21 protein-coding genes are annotated in these 23,648 nt (G+C 66.8%); 12 read left to right on the top strand and 9 right to left on the bottom strand.

From position 1 onward, the window contains the following. The first annotated feature begins 41 nt into the window (after positions 1–41). Together ASD42_RS23985 and ASD42_RS23980 are read left to right on the top strand one after the other, a co-directional pair. A complete protein-coding gene (locus ASD42_RS23985) occupies positions 42–830 on the top strand; it encodes an IclR family transcriptional regulator (protein WP_235569805.1) in 789 nt (262 codons plus the stop codon). A gap of 176 nt (positions 831–1,006) precedes the next feature. Beyond that, positions 1,007–2,710, top strand: a complete 1,704-nt coding sequence (locus tag ASD42_RS23980; RefSeq protein WP_084787277.1) for a hypothetical protein — start codon at positions 1,007–1,009, stop codon at positions 2,708–2,710. 49 nt (positions 2,711–2,759) lie between these two features. On the opposite strand, the gene ASD42_RS23975 is transcribed toward ASD42_RS23980, so the two are convergent. From ASD42_RS23975 to ASD42_RS23960, 4 genes are read right to left on the bottom strand one after another with little or no spacing between them, the layout of a single operon-like run. Further along, entirely contained in the window at positions 2,760–3,686 is a 927-nt protein-coding gene (locus ASD42_RS23975; protein WP_056820751.1) for a TAXI family TRAP transporter solute-binding subunit, read from the bottom strand. Continuing rightward, on the bottom strand, positions 3,683–5,167 hold the full coding sequence (locus ASD42_RS23970) for a sensor histidine kinase (RefSeq protein ID WP_056820750.1): 1,485 nt from the start codon (positions 5,165–5,167) through the stop codon (positions 3,683–3,685). Before ASD42_RS23970 ends, ASD42_RS23975 begins: the two co-directional genes overlap by 4 nt. A gap of 16 nt (positions 5,168–5,183) precedes the next feature. After that, on the bottom strand, positions 5,184–5,843 hold the full coding sequence (locus ASD42_RS23965; RefSeq protein ID WP_056820966.1) for a response regulator transcription factor: 660 nt from the start codon (positions 5,841–5,843) through the stop codon (positions 5,184–5,186). A gap of 46 nt (positions 5,844–5,889) precedes the next feature. Then, positions 5,890–7,254 carry an MFS transporter gene (locus ASD42_RS23960; protein WP_056820749.1) on the bottom strand — a complete coding sequence of 455 codons (1,365 nt, stop codon included), beginning with the start codon at positions 7,252–7,254 and terminating at the stop codon, positions 5,890–5,892. A gap of 203 nt (positions 7,255–7,457) precedes the next feature. On the opposite strand from ASD42_RS23960, the gene ASD42_RS23955 reads away from it, so the two are divergent. The 3 genes from ASD42_RS23955 to ASD42_RS23945 all read left to right on the top strand — a co-directional run bounded on the left by ASD42_RS23955 (position 7,458) and on the right by ASD42_RS23945 (position 10,221). After that, positions 7,458–8,024 (top strand): hemerythrin domain-containing protein, encoded by a 567-nt coding sequence (locus tag ASD42_RS23955; protein ID WP_056820748.1) that lies wholly within the window; start codon positions 7,458–7,460, stop codon positions 8,022–8,024. Positions 8,025–8,098: 74 nt separating this feature from the next. Then, the gene (hpnE, locus tag ASD42_RS23950) at positions 8,099–9,463 is read left to right on the top strand and encodes a hydroxysqualene dehydroxylase HpnE (protein ID WP_056820746.1); all 1,365 of its coding nucleotides are present in this window, start codon (positions 8,099–8,101) and stop codon (positions 9,461–9,463) included. A gap of 215 nt (positions 9,464–9,678) precedes the next feature. Continuing rightward, entirely contained in the window at positions 9,679–10,221 is a 543-nt protein-coding gene (locus tag ASD42_RS23945; RefSeq protein WP_056820745.1) for a DUF2637 domain-containing protein, read from the top strand. Positions 10,222–10,237: 16 nt separating this feature from the next. Here the strand turns inward: ASD42_RS23945 and ASD42_RS23940 are convergent, their stop codons facing one another. The 4 genes from ASD42_RS23940 to ASD42_RS23925 all read right to left on the bottom strand — a co-directional run bounded on the left by ASD42_RS23940 (position 10,238) and on the right by ASD42_RS23925 (position 14,658). After that, the gene (locus ASD42_RS23940) at positions 10,238–11,338 is read right to left on the bottom strand and encodes a saccharopine dehydrogenase family protein (protein ID WP_056820965.1); all 1,101 of its coding nucleotides are present in this window, start codon (positions 11,336–11,338) and stop codon (positions 10,238–10,240) included. 97 nt (positions 11,339–11,435) lie between these two features. Further along, entirely contained in the window at positions 11,436–12,308 is an 873-nt protein-coding gene (locus tag ASD42_RS23935; RefSeq protein WP_082844278.1) for a sugar phosphate isomerase/epimerase family protein, read from the bottom strand. Further along, a complete protein-coding gene (locus ASD42_RS23930) occupies positions 12,305–13,495 on the bottom strand; it encodes a dihydrodipicolinate synthase family protein (RefSeq protein WP_056820743.1) in 1,191 nt (396 codons plus the stop codon). The genes ASD42_RS23935 and ASD42_RS23930 overlap by 4 nt, the downstream gene beginning before the upstream one ends. Beyond that, positions 13,492–14,658, bottom strand: coding sequence for a Gfo/Idh/MocA family protein (locus tag ASD42_RS23925; RefSeq protein WP_056820742.1), 1,167 nt, complete (start codon positions 14,656–14,658; stop codon positions 13,492–13,494). Before ASD42_RS23925 ends, ASD42_RS23930 begins: the two co-directional genes overlap by 4 nt. 174 nt (positions 14,659–14,832) lie before the next feature. Between ASD42_RS23925 and ASD42_RS23920 the strand changes: the two genes are divergently transcribed. The 6 genes from ASD42_RS23920 (at position 14,833) to ASD42_RS23895 (ending at position 20,161) form a co-directional block, all read left to right on the top strand. Further along, positions 14,833–15,873 (top strand): LacI family DNA-binding transcriptional regulator, encoded by a 1,041-nt coding sequence (locus ASD42_RS23920; protein WP_056820741.1) that lies wholly within the window; start codon positions 14,833–14,835, stop codon positions 15,871–15,873. 126 nt (positions 15,874–15,999) lie between these two features. After that, positions 16,000–16,872 (top strand): ABC transporter permease, encoded by an 873-nt coding sequence (locus tag ASD42_RS23915; protein ID WP_056820739.1) that lies wholly within the window; start codon positions 16,000–16,002, stop codon positions 16,870–16,872. Positions 16,873–16,889: 17 nt separating this feature from the next. Continuing rightward, positions 16,890–17,930 (top strand): ABC transporter substrate-binding protein, encoded by a 1,041-nt coding sequence (locus ASD42_RS23910; RefSeq protein ID WP_200950499.1) that lies wholly within the window; start codon positions 16,890–16,892, stop codon positions 17,928–17,930. A 17-nt stretch (positions 17,931–17,947) separates the two neighbouring features. Next, positions 17,948–18,751, top strand: coding sequence for an ABC transporter ATP-binding protein (locus ASD42_RS23905; protein ID WP_056820962.1), 804 nt, complete (start codon positions 17,948–17,950; stop codon positions 18,749–18,751). 15 nt (positions 18,752–18,766) lie between these two features. Continuing rightward, entirely contained in the window at positions 18,767–19,945 is a 1,179-nt protein-coding gene (locus tag ASD42_RS23900) for a glycerate kinase (RefSeq protein WP_056820738.1), read from the top strand. A 3-nt stretch (positions 19,946–19,948) separates the two neighbouring features. Further along, positions 19,949–20,161, top strand: coding sequence for a hypothetical protein (locus tag ASD42_RS23895; RefSeq protein WP_056820737.1), 213 nt, complete (start codon positions 19,949–19,951; stop codon positions 20,159–20,161). 27 nt (positions 20,162–20,188) lie between these two features. Here the strand turns inward: ASD42_RS23895 and ASD42_RS23890 are convergent, their stop codons facing one another. Next, positions 20,189–20,902: a cutinase family protein gene (locus ASD42_RS23890; RefSeq protein ID WP_162256228.1), complete on the bottom strand. Its 714-nt coding sequence runs from the start codon at positions 20,900–20,902 to the stop codon at positions 20,189–20,191. Between the two features lie 324 nt (positions 20,903–21,226). Between ASD42_RS23890 and ASD42_RS23885 the strand changes: the two genes are divergently transcribed. Further along, a complete protein-coding gene (locus ASD42_RS23885; RefSeq protein WP_056820732.1) occupies positions 21,227–23,593 on the top strand; it encodes an arylsulfatase in 2,367 nt (788 codons plus the stop codon). Positions 23,594–23,648: the final 55 nt, after the last annotated feature.

The raw sequence follows: 23,648 nt of genomic DNA, 5'->3' as shown, positions 1-23,648 counted from the left end.
TTGGGGTCATGTCGTCCATTGAGTGGACGTAGGATGCGGGCGTGAGTGGAGAGCCGAATCCATCTGTGCTCGGGCGCGCGGCGTCGCTGCTGCGTGCGGTTGCCGCCGGTGGCGATGTGGGAGTGTCGACCAGTGATCTGGCACGTCGGGCCGATCTCGCGCGGCCTACCGCGCATCGGTTGCTCTCGTCGCTGGCCGAGGAGGGCTTTCTCGACCGCGACGCGGGCTCGGGTCTGTGGTTTCTCGGACCGGAACTGTTCCTCATGGGTTCGCTCGCGGCCGAGCGCTACGACATCACCGATGTGGCGCGTCCCGTGCTGCGCGAGCTCGCCCGTGAGACCGGGGAGAGTGTGTTCCTGTCCGCCCGGCGTGGTGACGAGACGGTGTGTCTGGCGGGCGAGGAAGGCAGCTTTCCCCTGCGCTCGCACGTGCTGCACGTCGGCATCCGCTTCCCACTCGGTGTCGCCTCGGCAGGCCTGGCGATCCTCGCCCACCTACCAGACCGCGATATCGAGGACTATCTCGGCCGCACCGATCTGAGTGCGCAGTGGGGTGCGAGTCATACCCGTGACGAGCTCGTGCCGCGTATGGACGCGACCCGAGAAACAGGCTGGTGCGTGAATCCGGGTCTGCTGGTCGAGGGAAGCTGGGGAATGGCAGCGGCGGTGTTCGACCGCCGCGACGAGCCACGGTGGGCCTTGAGCCTGAATGGGGTCGAGAGCCGTTTCCGCGCCGAGCGTCACGAGGTGCTGGGTACGCTGTTGCTCCGCCACGCTCACGAACTCTCTCTGACGCTGAAACGCCGTGGCTCCGGACCCTTCAATCGATGAACGCATGTCATGCCATTCTGCGACCGGATAAGCGGGCTCGGACCCGGGTGTTCGTTGTGATGCGCTGCGCTTCGTTCGGCCCGCCGTTGTGATCGAAAACAGGCGCGGGCCTATTCCTGTCACCTCACAGTGGGACAGGGTTCGATATCGATGACCGTGAATGAAGGAATGTTCGTATGCGACTTCGGCGAAACAGCGTCTCGGCATTGGTGACAGCAGTGGCGATGGCCGCGATCGGGGTGTCTGCCGCGACACCGGTCGCGAGTGGTGAGGTGCCCGGCCGCACGGAGACGGTGTACCCGACTTCGTCGCCGGTGACGTCGGTCGTCGCGTCGAAAGTCACTCTCGCGGTGCCGTTGCCGCCGGGCAGTCTGCCGCATCCGCAGGCGTGCGACACCCTGTCGTATCTGCGGTGGCGAGCGGTCGGCGGACCGCGGTCCTCGGCCGACGCCGAGCGTGTCCTGGTCGCGCAACCCGGTGTCTTCGAGGGTGCGGGCGCCTTCGACAGTGTGGCGCGCAATACCGTCGCGCTGGCCGCCGACTCGGGACGATATATCGAATTCTGGGCACTGGATCGTCGGTCGAACTGCTTGGAGGACCACACCGGGGTCGCCGCGGCCTTACAAACCGGATCGTTCGATACCGCGGCGGACTACTACTTCGGCGGCGCCGAGGCCGACGGTCGCCGGTTCAGTGGGTACGCCGAGGGCGCGGAAACAGCGTGGTTGCGCGATCAGGGACTGGCACAGACCCTGCGCGACGAATACGACGTGCTGCGGATCGAATTCCCCGACCAAGCGGTGCGCAAGCAAAAGGTGCTGTGCGGCGGGCATTCGCTGGGCGGCTTCGTCACCGGCTATTTCGCGGAGTGGGATTTCGACGGGAATCCGGCAACCACCGAGGACGCCGGATACAACCAGTGCTCCGGCTATTTCGCGCTCGACACCACCATTCAAGCCGGACTGAGCCTGCGTGGCCTCCAGGTCCCCGAGCTTCCCGCATCGATCGCCGGAGTGGTGGAAGCCGGTTCGCTGCAACTCGATACCGCGCTGCCGGTCCTACGTCTGCCCGCGGTGATCAACCCCGAAACCACCAACCTCCTCGCCCTGGCGGGCCTCGCGGCCAGACTGAGTCCCGACGGCGTCAACGACCTCGTCCGACGACTGCCCGACAATCCCAACGTCGCCGCGACCCTGCGAACCCTGCTCTCCCAGGACGCCGCGATGTTCGTCACCGGACAACCGGATGTGCGTGATCTGAACGCCACCAACGAAGCCGTGCTCGGGGCGATCCTCGACGACAATTCCCAACCACTCGGATTCCTCCAAGCGAGTGTGGGTTTCCCCGTCGGCGGCCCGATCGGCCCGAAATCCTTTCCGCTCCCGGACTCGATCGCGCTGAGCCCACTGGCGATGGGCATGTTCGGCGACGCACCGAAGGTCTCGCCGACCGTCTACCGTCCCGACACCCTTTACCGCTGGGCGGATTACGACGACACAGCGGAACTGACCGCCCCCTACACATCCCCGACCAGCGAAGTGACCGCCATCGGTGAACTGGCCCGCAGTCTCTGCGAACCGCCCCTCGACTTCACCGAATGGTATTTCCCGACCCGTCTCAGCCTCGACCTCCAACAGACGACTGCGCCGTCGTTCGCCGGTCAGCACATCCACCTCGACGGCGTGGATCGCAACCCCATCCTGACTTTCCGCAGCAGCGGCGGTATTCCGGTCGCCGACTCGGGAAGCCCCCGCGACGAAGTGATCCACCTCCCGGGCTATAACCACATCGACGTCCTCACCGCCGCGGCTCATCAGAACGACGGCCGACCCGAGGTGGTCTCCACTCGTCTCGCCAAATTCGCCACCGGGGCTTTCTAGTACAGGTGCGGTGAAGGCGCTGTCGATCGACGGGGGTCGAAGGCGCGGTTCAGCCGTGCCAGCGCCGGTAGACCTCGACCGCGCCCGGATGTAGCGGGACGGTTCCGGTGCCGATCAGGGATCGACCGTCGAGGAACTGGGTGCCCGCGGCCTCGTCGGGGACGAGGGTGTCCGCGTGCCGGACCAGCAGTTCGACGATGGCGGCTGCTGTCTCGTCGGGCAGGGTCGCGGCGGCGAGGAGCAGGTTGGCGACGCCGATGGTGTGGATCGCCGGGCCGGCGGGATAGGCGTCGGCGGGGACGGCGACCCGGTCGTAGACGGGTCCGTACTGTTCTCGCATCGGTGCGGCGTGGGCGCCCAGGTCGATCAGTCGCATCGGTTCGGGCACGGTGAGTGCGGCGGTCGGCACGCCACCGGCCCACAGCAACGCATCGATGGTGCCGTCCGTCAGCGCCTGCGCGGCCTCGCGCAGGGGACGATGCTCGACCACGACATCGACGGCGGGATCGAGACCGGCCGTCGCCAGCAGTCGCCGACCGGTGACCGCGGCTCCCGAGCCCGCGGCGCCGAGATTGACGCGGCGTCCACGCAAGTCGGCGACCTCGTTGACCGGGCTCTCGGTGCGGACCGCCAGCTGTAGGTAGTTCTCGTACACACGGCCGAGCGCTACCACTCGACCCCCGAAGTCGCTCGCCGAATCCGCCAGCGCCAGTGCGGTTTCGACATCACCGTCGGCGACCATTCGCAGATTCTGTTGCGAGCCTGCGGTTTCCACCGTTTCGATGCGCAGGGTGTCGGTTTCGCGCGCGGCCGCCGCGGCCAGTAGTCGACCGAAAGCGAAGTAGAAGCCGCCGTCCTCGCCCGAGGCCAGCCGCACCGTCGCCGAGCCGTTCGTGCCACATCCGAATACGCCCGCCGACACGAGCGCGGCCAAGGTCAGCATCCGGCGACGCGACATCGGCGCATCGCCCCTCATCGCGACACCGTGGGCACCCGGACCGCCACGGCGAGGCCGTGCGGCGGCACCGCCTCGACCGTCAACGTCGCACCCCATGCCGTGGCCAATGCCTGCGCGATCGACAGTCCCAGCCCTGTGCCGCCGGAGGCCGCGGTCGACCCGCGGAAGAACCGGGCGGTGAGCTTGTCGAGTTCATCCGGTGGGACGCCTGTCCCGTTATCGGCGACGCGGATCGTCACCCATCTCGGCTCGACCGTCACACCGACCACCGTGCATGCGCCGGATCCCGCATACCGGCACGAATTGCTCAGCGCCACATCGAGAATCTGGGCGAGAGCCGCCGAGCTGATCGCGGCCTGGGCGCGAGGGCCGGAAACCGCACTTTCGCCGGGCGGGGGAGTGCGAATACTTGTCGCCGAGCCGTCCTCGCCGGACCGCGGTGTGTGGTCGGTGGGTGCTGCGGTCAGCTGTACTGCTGCCTCGTCGAACGCCGATGCCCAGGCATCGATCCGGTCGGCCGCGACCTGCGTCGGGTCACAGTGTTCCTCGGCGGATGCCGCGGCACCGAAGGATGCGGGTGCTTGTGCCACGGCCAGCTCGAGCAGATCGTCGAGGAGAGCGGTCAGCCGCTCCACTTCCGCGCTCGCACCGCGGAAGGTCGCCGATGCACTCTCGGAGACGGCCGATTCCAGGGAGTCGAGTCGAATCGTCAAGGCGGCGAGGGGATTGCGCATGGCGTGCGCGGTATCGGCGACGAGTTGATGTTGCGCGTCGGTGGAATCGGCTACGGCCGTCGCCATGGCATCGACGGACTCGGCGAGGGCTCGGATTTCGGGCGGCCCGCCGTATTTTCGGGTGATCGCCGCCGGGGTGCGACCCCGTGGCTTCGGCAGTGTCGCGGTGAGTTCGGCGACCGCGCCCGACATCGCGGCCAGTGGGCGCAGCACCCATCGACTGAGGACCAGCGCCAACAGCACGAAGACGACCATCGCACCGAGCGCGCCCAGCACGATCACCGCCCACGTCCTAGCGATCGCCGAGCGTGCCGCCGTGGTCGACGCCTCGATCACGACCGCGCCGTTCACCTGCACGCCGGTGCCGACAGGACGCGCGATGAGCATGATCGGTGCGCTCCACGGCGTCAGCCGATCCACCTGCTGCGGGCGCTGGTTGCGGCGAGCCGCGGCCACCGCGGCCCTGATCCGCGGATCGCTCACCTCGACCCCGGCATTGACGATCGGCGCCCCGCGAGCATCGACGACCAGGACGTTCTCCCCGTACAGCTCGTGATAGCGGCCGACCTCGTCGGCCAGTGCCCGCACGCCGCTCGCCGACCCGGCCGCGTCGGCGAGGGTCGCGAAGCGGTCGGCGTCACCGGAACGGCCTAGCACGAACTGCTGCGTACGGCTGGTGGCGGCGGTCAGCGACAACGGAACCGCGAAGGCCAGCACCGCGAGTGCCGCGAAGACGGTGAGCGCTGTCAGCAGTCTGCGGCGCATGCCCGTGCTCCGGCCCTCACGCGCCCCACCGATATCCGTAGCCGCGGATGGTGGTGATGAGTCCGGGCCGGTTCAGTTTGGCGCGCAGCCCGGTCATGTGGACATCGAGCGATCGCGAGACCGCCACGAACGCGTCGCCCCAGATGCGGTCCATGAGCTGTTGCCTGCTCACGGCGGCGCCGGGCCGTTCCACCAGCACCTCGACGAGCTCGAATTCCTTCTGGGTGAGCGAGATCGGGCTGCCTGCCACCTCGACGGACCGGGCGCGCAGATCCACCCGGACATCACCGGTGACGACTTCGGTCCGCGCTTGCTCGGCGGCGGCCGCCGAGCGGCGCAGCACGGTCTCCAGCCGCGCCATCAGCTCGGCGATTCGTGGTGGCTTCACCACATAGTCGTCGGCTCCGCCACGCAGGCCGCGCACGATGGAGCGTTCGTCACTGCGGGCGGTCAGGATCAGCACCGGGATGGTGCTGATCTCGCGCAGCTGTCGCAGGATCTGCAGCCCGTCGGCATCGGGCAGGCCGAGGTCGAGCAGCACGGCGTCGAAGTCGCGGTGGGCGATGAGCAAGTCGGCCCCACGGCGGAAGCGCTCGGCTCGGTAGCCGCGCGCGGTGAGCGCCTCTACCAGGGCGTCGCCCACTCCGTCGTCGTCCTCGACCACCGCCAGCCGCACGCGCCGATCCTCCCATAGCCCGAGGACCGGCGCGTGCTCCGGACGGTCAGCCACGCACGGTGGCCATCGTCGGCTCCGGCTCGACCGCATCGACGACGGCTTCGGCATCGATGGTCGACTCGGCCGACGTCTCCCGCATGAAGTAGTAGGTGACCAGCGAGACGGCGATACATCCGGCGACGTAGAAGAAGTACAGGGACTCGAGGTCGGCCTTCTTCAGAGCGAGGGCGATCATCTCGGCGGTACCACCGAACACGGCGACGGTCAGCGCGTACGGCAGGCCCACACCGAGCGCACGGATCTTGGTGGGGAACAGCTCGGCTTTCACGATCGAGTTGATCGAGGTGTAGCCGGTGACGATCACCAGCGCGACCATCATCAGGCCGAAGGCCGCGAGCGGGTTGGAGGTATGCGCGAGGGCAGTCATGATCGGCACCGTCAGCAGCGTGCCCGCGACACCGAAGAAGATGAGCAGTTTGCGGCGCCCGATCCGGTCCGACAGACCTCCCGCGATCGGCTGGAGCACTACGAACACCAGCAGCGCGACGAAGTTGATCCAGGCCACGGTGTCCTTGGAGATGCCCGCGGTATTGATCATGAACTTCTGCATGTAGGTCGTGTAGGTGTAGAAGGCCACGGTTCCGCCCATGGTCAGGCCCACCACCAGCAGACATTCCCTGGGGTATTGCAGCAGCACCCGCAGCGAACCGCGGGAGCTGCTCGCGGTCGCCTCGCCGGTCGTGCTCGTGTTCTCCATGGCCTTGAACGAGTCCGATTCGTCCATGCCGCGCCGCAGCAGCATCACCACGATCGCGCCACCGGAGCCGATCAGGAACGGAATGCGCCAACCCCAGCTGTACATCTGCTCGGACGAGAGCACCTGCTGCAGCACGATCTGCACCCCGAGCGCGACGAGCTGGCCCGCGACCAGCGTCACGTACTGGAAGCTCGAGTAGAAACCACGTCGACCCGGCGACGCGACCTCCGACAGATACGTCGCGCTGGTGGCGTATTCGCCACCCACGGACAGTCCCTGCAGCAGCCGGGCCATGAGCAGCAACACCGGAGCCGCGATACCGATGGTCTGGAATCCGGGTGTCACCGCGATCATCAGCGAACCCGCGGCCATCACCGTCACCGAGAGCGTGAGGGCGGCGCGGCGGCCGAACCGGTCGGCGTAGCGCCCGAGCGCCCAACCGCCGATCGGGCGCATGATGAACCCGACCGCGAACACCGCCGCGGTCGACAGCAGTTGCGCCGTGGGGTCGCCGTCGGGGAAGAACGCCTTCGCGAAGTACACGCTGAACGCGGCGTAGACGTACCAGTCGTACCATTCGACGAGATTGCCGATCGAGCCGCGCAGCACGTTCGCCACTACTCGCCGTTCACCACCGGCCTGTGTCGTTGTCACCTTGGACCCTCCTCTATCGGCGCGGCATTGCGCCGTCGGAGACCACTGTGTCGGCTGTCACAAGTCGAAGGAAGCCACACGGGCGGTTCCTAACCTTCCCTTAGGACGATCGCCGCGCCGGAGACTCGGGCTGGTGCGGACCACACACGGCGGCGGTGCGTTAACGTCGGCGCTGACCTGGCAAGCCGTATCAGGGAGGAATCGTGGACATTACCGAGCTGATCCTTGATGACCACCGCGAGCAGCGCCGACTGTTCGCGATCTTGGAACAGATCAACCGCACGGACACCGGCGCGCTGTCGGCGATCTGGGACAGGCTCGCGGCCTTTCTGGAGCTCCACGCGCAGGCAGAGGAGGAGATCTTCTACCCCGCGTTGCTGCAAACGGGGATCGCGGCGAAACGCACGAGCGCGGTGGAGGACGAGACGCTCGACGCCATCCATGACCACAACGACATCAGGGACGCGGTGGCCGACGTGGCGCGTCATAAAGTCGGCACCGACGACTGGTACGCCGCCGTGGCGGCAGCCAACCTCGCCAACAGCGACCACATGGCCGAGGAGGAACGCGAGGGCCTCACCGACTTCCGGCGCCTGGCCGGACTGTCGCAGCGCCATCAGCTCGCCGTCACCTTCGCCACCTACGAAGCCCGCAACTATGCCGGCGTGCGGGCCGTCGACAAGGATCCCGACAGCTACGTCCGCGCGGTGGAGAAGGGACAGACCCCGGCGAGCGGATCGCTCACGGTGGGCAGCCTGAAACAGAACTGACCACCGGTGCGGGGAGGCGGATCCGAACCGGCCATTCCGTGATGCAAAGAGAGAGTTAGCGATACATTGCATCAATGGTGGATGCACATGACCCTCGTCGGTTCGTCGTCATCGGGGGAGGCCTGGCGGGCCTGGCCGCCGCGGTGTGGCTGGCGGAGGCAGGCAAACAAGTGACCCTGCTGGAGCGGCGCGCCCGATTGGGTGGACGCACGCAGGCCATGCACGTCGCCGAGGTGAACGATCTCCCCGACAACGGCCAGCATGTGGTGGCCAGCGGATATCGCAGCCTGTGGCGGTACCTGGACAGCGTCGGCACCCGCCAGTACGTGGAGTTTCCCGGCGCGGGGAGTCTGCGCTGGCCGGGTGGGCGCGCGGTGATGTTGTACACGAAGGGGTTCGGGGCCTGGCGCACGCTGATGGGCGCCCATCCCGACGCGAGCCCGCTCGAGAAGCTGCGTGCGTTGCGGTCCGCGCTGCAGCTGGTTCGTCAGGCGCTGTGGCAGCCGAAGGACCTCGCCGACATCACCACCGAACAGTGGTTCCAGCGCGTCGGCATGCCCGCGAAAGCCCGTGAGGCTCTGTGGGATTGGCTCGCGCTCGGCATCGCGGCGGAGCCGGTGCACATCGAGTCGGCGAAGGTGTTCGCCGATGTGCTCGCTACCGGGGTTCGGATCGGGATGCAGGACCGGTCGGGGGTCACGATCGGCTATCCCACCGTGGACCTGGACACCCTCTACATCGCCGGGGCGAAGCAGGTCTTCGAGCGCTATGGGGTCGACGTGCGCTATCGGGCGGTGGCCCGCAGGGTCGTCATCGCCGACGGTAAGGCGACCGGTGTGCAGCTGGCGGACGGCTCGGTGATCGAGGCCGACGCGGTGATCTGTGCCGTCCCGAACTCCAATATCGGCGGCCTTCTCGACGACCTGCCCGAACATGCCGAAATCTATGCCGCCGCAGACAAACTGGGCGTCACTCCGATCGTGAGCACGAACCTGTATCTGGACCGGCCGCTGAAGACGAAGTCGGCCATGGAGGCGCTCATCGGCGGCACCGGCGTGATCGATCAGGTCTTCGACCGTCAGCGCATGCACAACCGCACCCCCGACGGAACCTGGCTGTACTGCCTGACCACCAGTGGCGCCTACGAGCAGATCCACAAGAGCAACGACGAGATCGTCACCGAGCAGATGGATCTCATCCGCCGTTACTACCCGGAAGCCGCCGACGCGAAAGTCGTGGCCGGCCATGTGGTGAAGATGCCGAAGGCGACCTTCTCGCAGGTTCTCGGCACCGACGATCTGCGCCCCGGGCAGCGCACCTCGGTCCCGAATCTGATGCTCGCCGGCGACTGGACTCGCACCGACTGGTCGGCCACGATGGAAAGCGCCGTCCAGAGCGCCGAACGTGCCGTCGAAGCGCTTCTGGGGCAGTCGAAGTAGACCCTGTGGGCGTCGGGGGAGGGGTGTGCGGCGGTGGGTGACCGCCCCGTGGCGGTTTCTACGGCGTCTTGCGGGGCGGGTGCCCGTACTCTGTTGAGTGCGTGCATGTTTGGTGACCGTAGACCGTAGGATGGAGCCTGATGGACCACACGGACCCTTTCCCCCGCCCTATTCCAGTCACGGTGCCGAAGCTGCTAGTGGGCTTAGGGTCAGCGTTGGTTGTCGCTGCCGCGATCGCATCCTTCACCTTCACCTCCACCCTCGCTCGGGTGGCGGGCGTCGCCGAGCACCTGACCTGGTTGTGGCCGGTGGTGGTCGGTCTCACCGTCGCGCTGGTCGCCTGCACCTTCATCACGCTGGTAGGTATCCGCGACGAGAAGGCCACCTCCCTGGTGCGGGTCTACGAGTTGCTGCTCGTCGCCGCCGTGCTGTCCAGTATCTGCGGAAACCTCCTCGCCATCTCCCGCGATCCGATCGAGATGGGAACCCTCGGGACCGCGATCGTGGTTTCCATTCCGCCGATCTGTCTGATGATCTGCGTGGGTAACTACCTGCTGCTCACGGCAGTTGTTCCCGTCCGGATCGTGGCCGCGATCCGTGAGGACGACTGGCGACTGCGGGTCCTCGGCATACCGAGCACGTCGATGCCGCCGAAGGACCCGAACCCCTCCCACGATGACGGCCCCTCCTGGTGGGACCAGCATCGCAGCGAGGCACGGACTCCGTCGGCGACACCCACGGCACCGAGAACCCGGTAATAGCGGAACTGCCCGTTCAGCTCGCAGAGGTGGCCGGGAGGCGGGTCCAGCCCGCGTCGAGGGCGGCGGCGTAGAGCGCGTCGAGGCCGAACGCGTCGACCGGGCCCAGCGCGCCGGAGCGGAGCAGGCCGCCACCCAGCGCCGTATCGGCCGCCCAGGCCAGGATCGCCGCGGTGAAATCATAGGGGTCGCCACCCTCCAGGGTGACGCTCGCCAAAGTCTTCCCGGCGTCGTCGCGCGCTTCGGCGACGACCCAGGTGCGGTTGCGGCCGCGAGTCTCGGCGCCGGGACCGCCGGTGGAGCCCTTGACGATGCGGGACAGGGCTTCGTCGAGTCCTCGCTTGAGCGGCGGCACCTTCGCGACGACCGCGGTCAGTCGCGAGCTCGCGCGCAACCCCTGTGCGGCCAGCGGAGGCAGACCGAGGAATACGTCGACCTCACGCAGGTTCGGGTAGGAGCGAGTCAGCGCGAAATGCTCCGAGCCCGGGATCGAGGTACCGGTCAGGTTCTTTCCCGCCACATCGAAGGAACGCAGGCGTGCGCCGGTGCGCTGCGCGACGACCTGACCGGCGCGCAGGGCGAAGCCGGGTTCGAACAGCATTCCCGCCATGGACGCGCGGGTCCCGCCACTGGTACTCGGCTTCTCCATGAAGTAGCCGACGTCGACCCGAACAGCGGTCGGCGCCTCACGCAAGGCCAGCCCGGCGGCCAGGTTGCCCGGCACGTAGTCGAACCCGAACGCGCTCAGCAGACCTGACCCGGCCGCGCGGGCTTGCTCGTCGTGCTCGAACACGGTGCGGATGAAGGGACCTTCGCCGGTGGAGTCGAAGTAGTGCGCGCCGGCGGCGATCGCCGCGTCCAGCGCGGGACGGCCGTGGCGCAGGAACGGGCCGACCGTCGTCACCAGAACATCGCCGCGACCGAGCAGAGCCCGCACGGAAGCAGGGTCGGTGACGTCGGCGACCGCGGTCTGCGCGCCGCCGAGGTCGGCGGCGAGCTTGTCGAGCGCGGCCCCGTTGCGTCCCGCCAGCACCGGCGAAGCGCCGCGTGCGGTGAGGGCTTCGGCTGTCAGGCGTCCGGTGTACCCGGTTGCCCCGAACAAAACAATCTTCGGCATCGCCGTCGTCTCCTCGTAGTTGGCCACTTGCCAACGTTACCGACCTACCCGTGTCGATGGGAGTTTCCAGCCGACCCAATATGCGCCCGCGTCCAGTTCAGCCCACCAGGGACGGAAGGACCAGATCTCGGTAGCGCTGTTTCATCGTCTCGATCACGTCATGGCCGTCGGCGGCCCAGACCGCGGCATTGAAGATTTCGACCTCGACGTCGCCGCGGTACCCGGCGCTGCGAACCCACCGACCGATAGTCGCGAAGTCGATGACGCCCTCGCCCATCATTCCCCGCGACAACAGCGGATCGGCGGTCATCGGGTTCAACCAGTCACACACCTGATACGAGCTGATCCGCCCGGACGCGCCGGCGTGGGCGATCTGTTGTTCCAGGGTCGGATCCCACCAGAGATGGAAGGTGTCGACCACGACACCCACGGTCTGCGCCGAATACGGCTGCGCCATCGACAATGCCTGTGCCAGTGTGGAAATCACCGCTCGGTCCGCGCAGAACATCGGGTGCAGCGGCTCCAGGGCGATGCGGACGCCGCGTTCGGCCGCATACGGAACCAGCACGGCGAGCCGCTCTTCGACCCGTGCCCGCGCGGCGGCGAGGTCGCGGTCGGGAATGCCGCCCATCACCATGACCAGTTCCCGCGTGGCCAGCGTCGCGGCGTCGTCGATGGCGCGGCGATTGTCGTCGAGTGCCGCCTGGCCGTCGCCCGGCTCGGTCAGGAAGCCGCCGCGGCACAGACTGGACACCCGCAACCCCGCGTCGGCGACGATCTTCGCCGCCGCGGCGACCCCGATCTCGTCGACCCGGTCGCGCCACAGTCCGACCGCGCCCAGCCCGGCGCGGGCGGCCCCGTCCACCGCCTCGGCGAGGGTCCACCTCTTGGTCGTCGCCGTGTTCAAGGACAGCGACCGATACGGATCGGCCAGGTCGTAGGGCATGTGCTGTGCCGCAACCGATGTCATGAGCCGAGTCCGTTCAGTTCGAGGTATATCCGCATGCGGTGCGCGGCCAGTTCCGGGTCCGACAGCAGCCCGGCCTTGTCCGCGAGCCGGAACAATTCGACCAGATGCGGCACGGATCGACCGGTGGACAGGCCCGCCACCATCGAGAAGCCCGCTTGCTTACCGTTGAGCCACGACAGGAACGCGATCCCCGTCTTGTAGTAGTACGTCGGTGCGGCGAAGATATGGCGCCCGAGTTCCTGTGTGGCGCCGAGGATCTGCGACGCGCGCGCCGCATTGCCGTTGTCGAGTTCCTGCAGCGCGGTGGACGCGGCCGGGTAGATCGCCGCGAAGATGCCGAGCAGGGCATCCGAATGTCCCTGCGCGTCACCGATGATCAGCTCGGGGTAGTTGAAATCGTCGCCGGTGTACAGCCGTACCCCGTCGGGCAGCGCGCGTCGCAGTGCGACCTCGTGGGCCGCGTCGAGCAGCGAGACCTTGACCCCGTCGATCTTCGACCTGTTGTTCTCGATGAGCGTGCGGAAGGTCTCGGTGGCGGTGTCGATGTCAGCGCTGCCCCAATAGCCGTGCAGTGCGGGATCGAACATGGTGCCGAGCCAGTGCAGGATCACCGGACGATCGACACCGGCCAGCAGTTTCTCGTAGACGGAGAGGTAGTCGGCCCTCGACTGCGCGACCTGCACGAGTGCCCGCGAGGCCATCAGGATCACCTGCGCGCCGGCCTCGGTCACCACGTCGATCTGCTCGCGATAGGCATCGACGATCCTGGCCAGCCCCGCCGATCCGGAGGGAAGTCCGGCGAGGTCGAGTTGATCGGTTCCCGCACCGCAGGCGAGTCTGCCGCCCACCGATGCCGCCTCGCCGCCCGATCGGCGGATCAATTCCGCGGTCGCCCGCCAGTCCAGGCCCATCCCGCGCTGTGCGGTGTCCATGGCATCGGCGACACCGAGTCCGTAGGACCACAATTCGTGCCGGTAGGCCAGCGACGCTTCCCAGTCGACGGCAGCGGGCGCACCCGGTGTGTTGTCGCCCGCCGCACGCGGAATCACATGCGCGGCAGCGAAAGCCACGCGGGAGATGATCGGTTGCTTCGGTCGCGTCCACACACCCGGCGCACCGAGAACGTACGGTTCGAGTCGGCCGTCGATGGGCAGCACCACCGACACACCCGTGGCTGTCGAGGTCACAGGGTGACCTCCGGGATCTCGATCCGACGGCCTTCGGCGGAGCTGCGCAGTCCCAGTTCGGCCAGCTGAACCCCGCGCGCGGCCGACAGCAGCCCGTAGCGGTGCGGCCGTTCGTTCACCACGTCGGTAAGAAACTCCTCCCACTGCAGCTTGAAGCCGTTGTCGAGCTCCGCGTTCGCGGGGACCTCCAGCCACTGATCGCGGAACGGCTCGGTGACCGGGAGATCGGGATTCCAGACCGGCTTGGGCGTATGCGAGCGGTGCTGGGCAACGCACTTGCGCAGGCCGGCGACGGCGGAGCCGTGTGTTCCGTCGATCTGGAACTCGACGAGCTCATCGCGGTACACGCGCACCGCCCACGACGAATTGATCTGGGCGACAACGCCGTTCTCCATCTCGAAGATCCCGTAGGCGGCATCGTCGGCGGTGGCCGGATAGGGCTTGCGCTGTTCGTCCCATCGGGTGGGGATGTGGGTCGTCGCCTTCGCGGTGACCGCCTCGACCTTGCCGAGCAGGCCCTCGAGCACGTAGTTCCAGTGGCAGAACATGTCCACGACGATGCCGCCGCCGTCTTCGGCCCGATAGTTCCAGCTGGGTCGCTGGGCGGGTTGACCGTCGCCCTCGAAGACCCAGTAGCCGAATTCGCCGCGCAGCGACAGGATTCGACCGAAGAAGCCTTCGTCGACGAGCCTGCGCAACTTCACCAGGCCGGGCAGGTAGAGCTTGTCGTGCACGACCCCCGCGGTGATGCCCGCGTTCGCGGCGACCCTGGCGAGTTCGACCGCCTCGGCCAGCGTTTCGGCGGTCGGCTTCTCGGTGAAGACGTGCTTGCCCGCCTTCATCGCCGCGGTGAGTGCCTCGGCGCGACGCGAGGTGACCTGCGCGTCGAAGTAGATATCGATCGACGGGTCGGCGATGACCGCGGCGGCGTCGGTGCTCCATTCGGCGATGCCGTGTTCGTCGGCGAGTTCGGCCAGCTTGGCGGCATTGCGGCCGACCAGGATCGGCTCGACCTGGACGCGGGTGCCGTCCACGAGCAGCAGGCCACCGCCGTCACGGATCGGCAGGATCGACCGCATCAGGTGCTGGCGGTAGCCCATGCGACCGGTGACGCCGTTCATGGCGATGCGGAGCGTGCGCGGGGGAGTGGTGGAATCGGGCATTGGTATGTGCCTCTTCTGATTTGCGTGGCTGACGACCGCAGAATGGGTCGTGGACGGTGCGGATGGACCCGCACACATCGAGTGGACAAGTCAGCGTCGGAATGCGCTTTCCAAGCTATGCTAGTCACGAAGTTCGGTCAACCCCCGCGCACCGAGAGAACGAGGCACCAAGCCATGGCGGCTGTGAGATTGCAAGACGTCGCGACCCGGGCCGGCGTCTCCCAGGCGACCGCGTCCCGCGTGCTCAACGGATCGTCGCGGGTGCCCGGCGAAGGCGTCGCCGACCGGGTTCGCGCGGCCGCCGCCGAATTGGGTTATGTGGCAAACGCCCAGGCCCAGGCACTCGCGCGGTCGTCGACCGGGCTCATCGGACTGGTCGTGCACGATATCGCCGATCCCTACTTCTCCTCGATCGTGCAGGGTGTGCAGACGGCGGCGCGCCGGGCGGGCAAACTCGTCCTGCTGGCCAGCACGCAACGCGATTTCGATATCGAACGCGAATCCGTGAGCACCTTCATCTCGCACCGCGCCGATGCGATCATCCTGGCCGGTTCACGTCAGAGCGGCGATCTCGACCGCGATCTCGAGAAGGAATGCGCGCGGTATCTGGACAACTGCGGCAAGGTGGTCGTGATCGGTCAGCCGCTGTCCTTCGGCGCGGCCGTGGAGCCCGAAAACCGTTTGGCATCAGCGGAATTGGCGCATGCGCTGCTCGCTCAGGGGCACCGGGACTTCGCCCTCATCGGCGGGCCCGGCCACATCAGAACCGCTGTCGACCGGCGCAACGGCTTCGTCGAAGCGCTCGCGACGCAGGGCGTGACGCCGCTGGTGGAGATCGCGGGCGACTTCTCCCGCGACGGTGGTTTCAGCGCCGCTCGACGCCTTTCCGCGGCGTTGGAACTACGTCCCGGCCAGGTCGACACCGCCGCGCCCTGTGTCTTCGCCGTGAGCGACGTGATGGCGATCGGGGCGATCGCGGCATGGCGTGAGCTCGGCCTCGCGGTCCCCGATGACGTCTGCGTTGCCGGGTTCGACGATATCCCGACGCTGCGTGACCACGTGCCCGGCCTGTCGACCGTTGCGCTGTCGCTGGTCGACATCGGCGAGCGCGCCGTCGCGCTCGCGCTCGACGACTCGGCAACGGCCTCGCAGGCACACGAATTCGCGCCCGGTCGCGTGATCCTGCGCGACAGCACCGTTTTTCGGCCTGCCTGACCTGCGACAATTCGAAACCCTTGACACTGTGTGGCCGGTCACACTAGCCTCGGTCCCAGCTTCGGAAAGCGCATTCCCAGCGGGTGCAGTTCGAACCCCGCTCCACTACTAGCTTTAGGACTCCAGATGGCGGTAATCACGTCCGTCGAGGCCAGTTCCTCCGCACCGAAAGCGACGCAACCCGTCCGCACTCGGCGCCGAAAGCTCCCATCCCTCGCCACTGTGTGGTCGACCGTGTGGCGGCCGCTCGCTCTGGTGGCAGCGCTCATCGCCGCATGGTGGGCCGTCACGAAATTCGAGCTCGTCGAGCCCTACATCCTGCCGTCGCCGGCGGATACCTGGCGCACCACCGTCGACAACTCGACCTACCTGCTCGAGAACACCTGGGTCACCACCTACGAGACCGTGGTCGGGTTCGTCATCGCCGCGCTGATCGGCGAAGCCGTCGCCCTGGTGATGATCTACTCACGCGGCATCGAGCGAACGATGTATCCGCTCATCCTCTTCGCGCAGGTGATCCCGAAAATCGCGATCGCACCGCTGTTCATCGTCTGGCTCGGCTTCGGCACCAGCCCCAAGATCCTGGTGGCCGTGCTGATGGCGTTCTTCCCGATCGTCATCTCCGGCATGGCCGGACTTCGCTCGGTGGATCCGGAAATCCTCGAACTCACCTCCACCATGGGCGCGAGCAATTGGAAGACCTTCGTGAAGGTGCGCTTTCCCGCATCGCTGCCGCAACTGATGTCCGGGCTCAAGATCGCCGCCACCCTCGCGGTCACCGGCGCCGTCGTCGGCGAATTCGTCGGCGCCAACGAGGGACTCGGCTACGTGATCCTGCAAGCCAACGGAAATATCGACACGGCGATGCTTTTCGCCGCACTGATCATCATGTCCATGCTGGGCATCATCCTGTTCGCGATCATCGAAATCGCCGAGCAGTTCCTCATCCCATGGCACGCCTCCCGTCGATCCACGGCCTCGGTCGTCGGTGGCGCATGAGCAACTGGAGAACTCGCATGAAATTCCGAACTCGCACACTCACGATGATCGGCGCCGCCGCGGTGGCCTCGATGGTGGTACTGACCGGCTGCGGAGGCGGCGGCAACGAGGCGAAGGATCCCGGGACCGACGGGAAGACCACCGCAGTGTCGCTGATGCTCAACTGGTACCCCTACGGCGAGCACACCCCGTTCTATTACGGGGTGCAAGAAGGGATCTTCGCCAAGCACGGCATCGACCTGAAGATCTCGGCCGGGCAGGGCTCGACCAAGACCGCGCAGGCCACCGGTTCCAAGCAGACCGACTTCGGCTGGGCCGATACCCCGGCCGTCCTCAGCAATATCGACAAGGGCGTCAAGATCAAGAGCGTCGGCGTCTTCCTGCAGACCACGCCGTCGGCGGTGCAGGTGTTCGCCGATTCGAATATTCGGACGCCGGCCGATCTGGCGGGCAAGACCATCGCCGTCTCCGCAGGCGACGCGCCGACCACCACCTTCCCGGTCTATCTGGACAAGGCGGGCGTCCCGGCTGATCAGGTGACTCAGCAGAGCCTCGACTCGGCGGGCAAGATGTCGGCGATGCTCTCGGGTCGCGTCGACGGGCTGATCGGCTTCGCGCACGACCAGGGCCCCACCATCGCGAACAAGAGCGGCAAAGAGGTTCGCTACCTTCGGTATTCGGACCAGGGGCTGAACTTCTTCAGCAACGGCCTGATCGCCAACCAGGCCACCATCGAGTCCTCGCCCAAGCTGGTACAGGCCATGGTGGACGCGACGAGTGAGGCTTTCGCGGCCGCTGTCGCGAAGCCTGAGGCTGCCGTCGCCGCGATGGAAGGCAAGGATCCGCAACTGCCGCCGCAGCAGGTACTGCTGCAGCAGTGGCAGCAGACCATCCCGCTGCTGAGCACCCCGGAAACCGCCGGAAAGGCGCCGGGAACCAACGTCGAAGCGAATTGGCGCGCCACTGTCGATGTTCTCAGCCAGGCGAAGCTCCTCGACAAAGCCGAGGACCCGGCCAAGTACTGGGACTCGAAATTCACGCCGACCAGCAAGCCGTGACCGGAACAGGTGACGATATGAGCACACCCACCGATACCATCGCCCGCACCGATACCGCAGTCGCGGTCGATGACCTGACCGTGCGGTTCGCGTCCAAACGCGGCGAGGTCACCGCCCTGCACAAGGTGGATCTCCAGGTCCGCCCCGGCGAATTCGTGTCGATCGTCGGCCCGTCGGGCTGCGGCAAGTCGACGCTGCTGAAAGTCGTTGCCGGTCTTACCGAAGCGAGCGGGGGCAGCGTCGAACTCCGCGGCGCCCCCGTGCGCGGGCCGCAGCGCAATATCGGCTACGTCTTCCAGCGAGCCGCACTGCTGGAATGGCGGACCGTCCGCAAGAACATCCTGCTCCAAGCCGAGATGCGGGGCATGAACAAGCGAGCCGCCGAGGCTGAATGCGCGCGTCTGATCGAGATGACCGGACTCAGCGGGTTCGAGAACGCCCTACCGCACGAACTCTCCGGCGGTATGCAGCAACGGGTTTCGCTGTGCCGGGCCCTGCTGCACGAACCGGAAGTGCTGCTGATGGACGAGCCGTTCGGCGCACTCGACGCGCTCACCAGGGAACGGATGAACGTCGAGCTGCATCGGATCTGGCGGGAAACGGGCACCACGGTTCTGTTGGTCACCCATTCGGTGGCCGAGGCCGTGTACCTCGCCAACCGCGTGGTGGTGATGAGTCCGCGGCCGGGCCGGATCATCGAATTGCTCGACGTCGACCTGCCCGCGCACCGGGATTACGCCACGACAATGGAGACTCCGGAATTCATCACGGTGGCCAACCGGGTCCGGGATCTGCTCGGCTCGGTGGCGCAAGCGGACTGATAGGAAGTCATTCGCGTGAGGGTTCTGGTTGCCCCGGACAAATTCAAAGGAAGCCTGACCGCCGCGGAGGTGGCCGACAGGTTGGCGGAGGGCTTGGCGTCGGCGGGCGTCGACAGCCATCGAATGCCGCTGGCCGACGGCGGTGACGGGAGCGTCGACGCCGCGATAGCGGCCGGTTTCGCTGCTCATCCGGTGACGGTGGCCGGGGCCGCTGGTACCCCGAGGTACGGGCGGATCGCGGTCGCCGGCGGCACCGCCGTGGTCGAGGTCGCCGATACCTGCGGCTTCGCCACCCTGCCGAGCGGTCGCATGCTCCCGTTGGATGCGAGCAGTCTGGGTATGGGACAGGCCATCTCGCAAGCATTGCGGTTTCGGCCGCAGCGGCTGGTCCTCGCCCTCGGCGGCAGTGCCAGCACCGACGGCGGGATGGGACTGCTCGCCGCACTCGGCTTCACCTTCGCCGATGCCAGCGGTAGGCAACTGCGCGCGTGCGGACGGAATGCAGCCCGCGTCCACACCGTCGACTGCTCCCGGGCGGTAAGGCTGACCGGGGTCGACATCGTGATCGCCAGTGATGTCACCAATCCCTTGCTGGGACCGGACGGTGCGGCGGCCGTATACGGGCCGCAGAAGGGGGCGACCGACGCCGAAGTGGCGTTCCTCGACACCGCTCTGACGAATCTCGTCCGAGCGTTCGGCCGGAGTGGCTACCCGGACGCGACGGCTGTCGCGGCCGCCGCCGGGGCGGGCAGCGCGGGCGGGATCGGTTTCGCCGCGCTCTTGCTCGGCGGCAGGATCGTGTCCGGTGCCGAGTTCTTCCTCGAGTTGTTCGAGTTCGATCGGCACCTGCCCGGATTCGACCTGGTGATCACCGGGGAGGGAAGTATCGATGAGCAGACAGCGAACGGCAAACTGCCTGCGGTTCTGGCCCGGCGCGCCCACCCCGTTCCGGTGGTCGCCGTAGCGGGTCGGAGCACGTTGTCCCCGGATCGATGGAACGCGGCGGGATTCACCGGCATCTATTCCCTCGGTGACTACACCATCAGGGATACCGCCGGTGACCCCGAACTGACTCGACAGCTGCTGACCCGGATCGGCCGCCAGATCGGCCGCGCCACAGCCGTGTCGGCGGTTCCCGTTGTGCGCCCCAGCAATTCGGGGCGTGCGCGGCGCGAGGACGCACGGCACGGTTGAGCCATGAACAAGCTCGCGGCGTCGTCCGCCCTCGCTCTCTTCCTGCTCGCATCCGCCGTCGGCGCGAGCTCCGCGCATGCCCAGCAGCCGGTGGCAGACAGCGGCTCGTCGAGTCTGGACGTGCTCTGCAGCCCGGTCGGCGGCCTGTTGGTCGCGGCGGGCAGTGCCGAGAATCGGTATGGTCCGCTGCTCGTTATGGTGTGCCTGAACCGATAGCCCGGACTCCGTGACGGCGCGGCCGGGCTATCCGCCGAGCTGTCCGACGACGAATGCCGCGGCTTGGTCGCGGGTGTCGTTGAGGAAGTACGCGACATGGCCGTAGCTCGCGGCGTTTCCGAACCCGGCGGCCGGGTCGCCGCCCTGGCAGACGCGGTCACCGGCATTGCAGAAGTCGCGCAAGCGGTCGGCGAATTCGGTGAGCGCGCCCCCGCGCAGCGCACCGGTCCCGGACAGGGCCGGATCGAAGTTGCCACGGTTGTAGGGCTCCGCGCCGTTGAACAGCGGGCTACCGAACAGGGCGATGGCGTCGACTCGCGCGGCCGCCTGGTCTGTCAACGCGGCTCGCGCGGTGAGGGAGTTGCCGATAACGCGCGCACCTTGGGAGTAGCCGAGTAGGACGAGCCGCTGGTCAGGGCACGCGGCGGCGGTCTCGTTCAGCAGTGCGGTCAGATTCTCGACACCGCGCACGGCGCTGTTGGGGGCCATCGAGGCCGGATACTCGAGTTCGGTGACTGTGGTGCGGCGGCCGGATTCCTGGGCGATCCGCCCGCCCAGCGGAGTGAGCAGCAGGCTGCCGAACTGCGGTTCGAGGGTGCCCCGCACGGTGACGACCCGGACCTCCGCGCAGCCGTCGGGATGGGGGGCCGGCTCGGCTGCCGCAGTCGGGAGGGTAGGCAGCGCTAGTGCTGCGGTGACTGCTGCGGTCGAACACAGCAGAATTCGAAATTGTCCACGCACCCGGCCACTGTATTGCGCCCACAGGCCGCATTCAGTGGTTTCGAACTGTTCGGGCAGGACACGGTTTCGCCGACGGCGTCGAGCTTTCCGTCTCGGGTGATCGGTAGCGGGCGTCACTATCAACCCCTCGGGGATCTCATCCCAAAGGGGTGAGGACTTCGGGTTAGTGCCGGTTGAGACTCGAAACGAGCATCGCTGGGGTCAAGGACTGGTCGCACTCCACGAGGTTTGTCGGCACGGCGGTTCGGCGCTCACCGAAGATCCTCGGCATCGCAGCTGAAGTGGAGTACCCCCGAATCTACCGAGCAGAACCAGGAGCCGACCATGGCGGAAGAACTGAGAGCGGGTCGAGAGAACCTACCCATACCCGATCGCCAGCACCTGGGTTTGGTGACTTATGACGCCAAAGATCCCCAGACGTCCTTTCCGCCGATCGAGACCCTGCTGCCGCCGGAAGGTGCACCGAATGTGCTGGTGATCCTGCTCGACGATGTCGGGTACGGTGCCAGCAGCGCGTTCGGCGGGCCCGCGGCGACACCGACGGCCGAACGCCTGCAGAACGGTGGCTTGACCTACAACCGCTTCCACACCACAGCGCTGTGTGCTCCGACCCGCGCGGCGCTGCTCAGTGGCCGCAACCATCATTCGGTCGGCATGGGCATGATCACCGAGACCGCGACCGCGGCACCCGGTTCCTCGGGTCTGCGACCGAACACCAAGGCCGCGCTGCCGATGACGTTGAAACTCAACGGCTACTCGACTGCCCAGTTCGGCAAGTGCCACGAGGTACCGCCATGGCAGACCTCACCGGTCGGCCCCTTCGACTCGTGGCCCACCGGCGGTGGTGGCTTCGAGCACTTCTACGGATTCATCGGTGGCGAGAACAACCAGTACTACCCGGCCCTCTATGAGGGAGTCACCCCGGTCGAACCGCCCGGGACGCCAGAAGAGGGCTACCACCTCACCGAAGACCTCGCCGATCGCGCCATCGACTGGATACGTACCCAGAAGGCGCTGGCGCCGGAGAAGCCGTTCTTCGTCTACTTCGCCCCGGGCGCCACCCACGCGCCTCACCATGTCCCCGCCGAATGGGCCGATAAATATGTCGGCAAGTTCGCCGACGGCTGGGATGCCCAGCGCGAAGCGATCATCGCCCGGCAAAAGGAACTCGGGGTGGTTCCGGCTGATGCCGAGTTGACGCCCCGACCAGACGTGATCCCGTCGTGGGCGGAGATGAGCGACGAGCTCAAGCCCGTCCTGGAACGGCAGATGGAGGTCTACGCCGGATTCCTCGAGCACACCGACTTTCACATCGGCCGTGTCATCGATGCGGTGGAATCCGTCGGTGCCCTCGACAACACGCTGATCTACTACATCATCGGCGACAACGGTGCTTCGGCAGAAGGCACTGTCAACGGTGCCTTCAACGAAATGGCCAACTTCAACGGGCTGGCCGCTATCGAAACTCCGGAGTTCATGGCCGAGGTCAAGGACAAACTCGGCGGGGCCGATGCCTACAACCACTATTCAGTGGGGTGGGCGTGGGCGATGTGCACGCCCTTCCAATGGACCAAACAAGTCGCCTCACACTGGGGCGGCACCCGTAACGGCACCATCGTGCACTGGCCCGACGGGATCACCGGCAAAGGTGAGATCCGCTCTCAGTTCACCCATGTCATCGACGTGGCGCCCACGATTCTCGAAGCGGCGCGGATTCCTGAGCCGATGTTCGTCATGGGCGTTCAGCAATCGCCGATCGAGGGCGTCAGCATGAACTACAGCTTCGATGACCCCGATGCCCCGGAACGGCACGACCTGCAGTATTTCGAAATGGCCGGTAACCGGGGCATCTACTTCCAGGGTTGGAGCGCGGTCACTCGACACAGCACGCCGTGGCTCCCCGACGAAGAACTCCCGGCCCTCGACGACGACGTCTGGGAACTCTACGACGGGAACGTCGACTGGACTCAGGCCAGGGACCTCGCTGAACAAGACCCGGAGAAGCTCGCCTACCTCCAGCGATTGTGGTTGATCGAGGCCGTCAAATACAACGTCCTACCCATCGACGACCGTCGGTTCGAACGGCTGAATCCGACCATCGCCGGACGCCCGGAGCTGATCAAAGGCACCACGCAGGTGCTGTTCCCTGGGATGAAGCGACTCAGCGAGCACAGCGTCATCAATATCAAGAACAGGTCCTTCAGCGTCACCGCCTCGATCGAAATACCCCGAGAGGGTGTCACCAGCGGTGTGATCATCGCCCAAGGTGGCCGATTCGGTGGTTGGGCGCTGTATTTCAGAGACGGACATGCGGCGTTCGTCTACAACCTACTCGGCATGACCGAGTTCACCACTGTCGCAACCGAACCCGTCACCCCCGGGGTCCATCAAGTTCGCGCCGAGTTCGCCTACGACGGAGGTGGGCTGGCGAAAGGTGGTGATCTGACTTTGTTCCATGACGGCGTTCCGGTCGGGAACGGCCGAATCGAGCAGACTCAGCCGATGATTTTCTCCGCGGACGAGACCACCGATATCGGCGAGGACTACGGGATGCCCGTCAGTGCCGCCTATGCCGGTGCCAGCAAGTTCACCGGCCGAATCGATGTCGTCCAGATCGACGTCGGCGACGACGACCATTCCCACCTCATCGATCCCGCTGATATCTCCCGGGTCGCGATTTCGCGGCAGTAGTCCACTGATCTCACCTTTCGCTCTCACCTTTCGCACAGTGGGGATTCGTCCGTGG

This window comes from Nocardia sp. Root136, assembly GCF_001427185.1.
Lineage (GTDB): Bacteria > Actinomycetota > Actinomycetes > Mycobacteriales > Mycobacteriaceae > Nocardia > Nocardia salmonicida.
The sequence above is the reverse complement of the archived record's forward strand: the minus strand, read 5'-3'. Positions and strand labels throughout refer to the sequence as shown.

Bases quoted from the DNA above. Each gene is read 5' to 3' on its own strand.
- ASD42_RS23980 (WP_084787277.1), top strand. From the start codon at position 1,007: ATGCGACTTCGGCGAAACAGCGTCTCGGCATTGGTGACAGCAGTGGCG.
- ASD42_RS23975 (WP_056820751.1), bottom strand. From the start codon at position 3,686: ATGAGGGGCGATGCGCCGATGTCGCGTCGCCGGATGCTGACCTTGGCC.
- ASD42_RS23970 (WP_056820750.1), bottom strand. From the start codon at position 5,167: ATGCGCCGCAGACTGCTGACAGCGCTCACCGTCTTCGCGGCACTCGCG.
- hpnE (WP_056820746.1), top strand. From the start codon at position 8,099: ATGGTGGATGCACATGACCCTCGTCGGTTCGTCGTCATCGGGGGAGGC.
- ASD42_RS23940 (WP_056820965.1), bottom strand. From the start codon at position 11,338: ATGCCGAAGATTGTTTTGTTCGGGGCAACCGGGTACACCGGACGCCTG.
- ASD42_RS23935 (WP_082844278.1), bottom strand. From the start codon at position 12,308: ATGACATCGGTTGCGGCACAGCACATGCCCTACGACCTGGCCGATCCG.
- ASD42_RS23925 (WP_056820742.1), bottom strand. From the start codon at position 14,658: ATGCCCGATTCCACCACTCCCCCGCGCACGCTCCGCATCGCCATGAAC.
- ASD42_RS23920 (WP_056820741.1), top strand. From the start codon at position 14,833: ATGGCGGCTGTGAGATTGCAAGACGTCGCGACCCGGGCCGGCGTCTCC.
- ASD42_RS23915 (WP_056820739.1), top strand. From the start codon at position 16,000: ATGGCGGTAATCACGTCCGTCGAGGCCAGTTCCTCCGCACCGAAAGCG.
- ASD42_RS23910 (WP_200950499.1), top strand. From the start codon at position 16,890: ATGAAATTCCGAACTCGCACACTCACGATGATCGGCGCCGCCGCGGTG.
- ASD42_RS23905 (WP_056820962.1), top strand. From the start codon at position 17,948: ATGAGCACACCCACCGATACCATCGCCCGCACCGATACCGCAGTCGCG.
- ASD42_RS23895 (WP_056820737.1), top strand. From the start codon at position 19,949: ATGAACAAGCTCGCGGCGTCGTCCGCCCTCGCTCTCTTCCTGCTCGCA.
- ASD42_RS23885 (WP_056820732.1), top strand. From the start codon at position 21,227: ATGGCGGAAGAACTGAGAGCGGGTCGAGAGAACCTACCCATACCCGAT.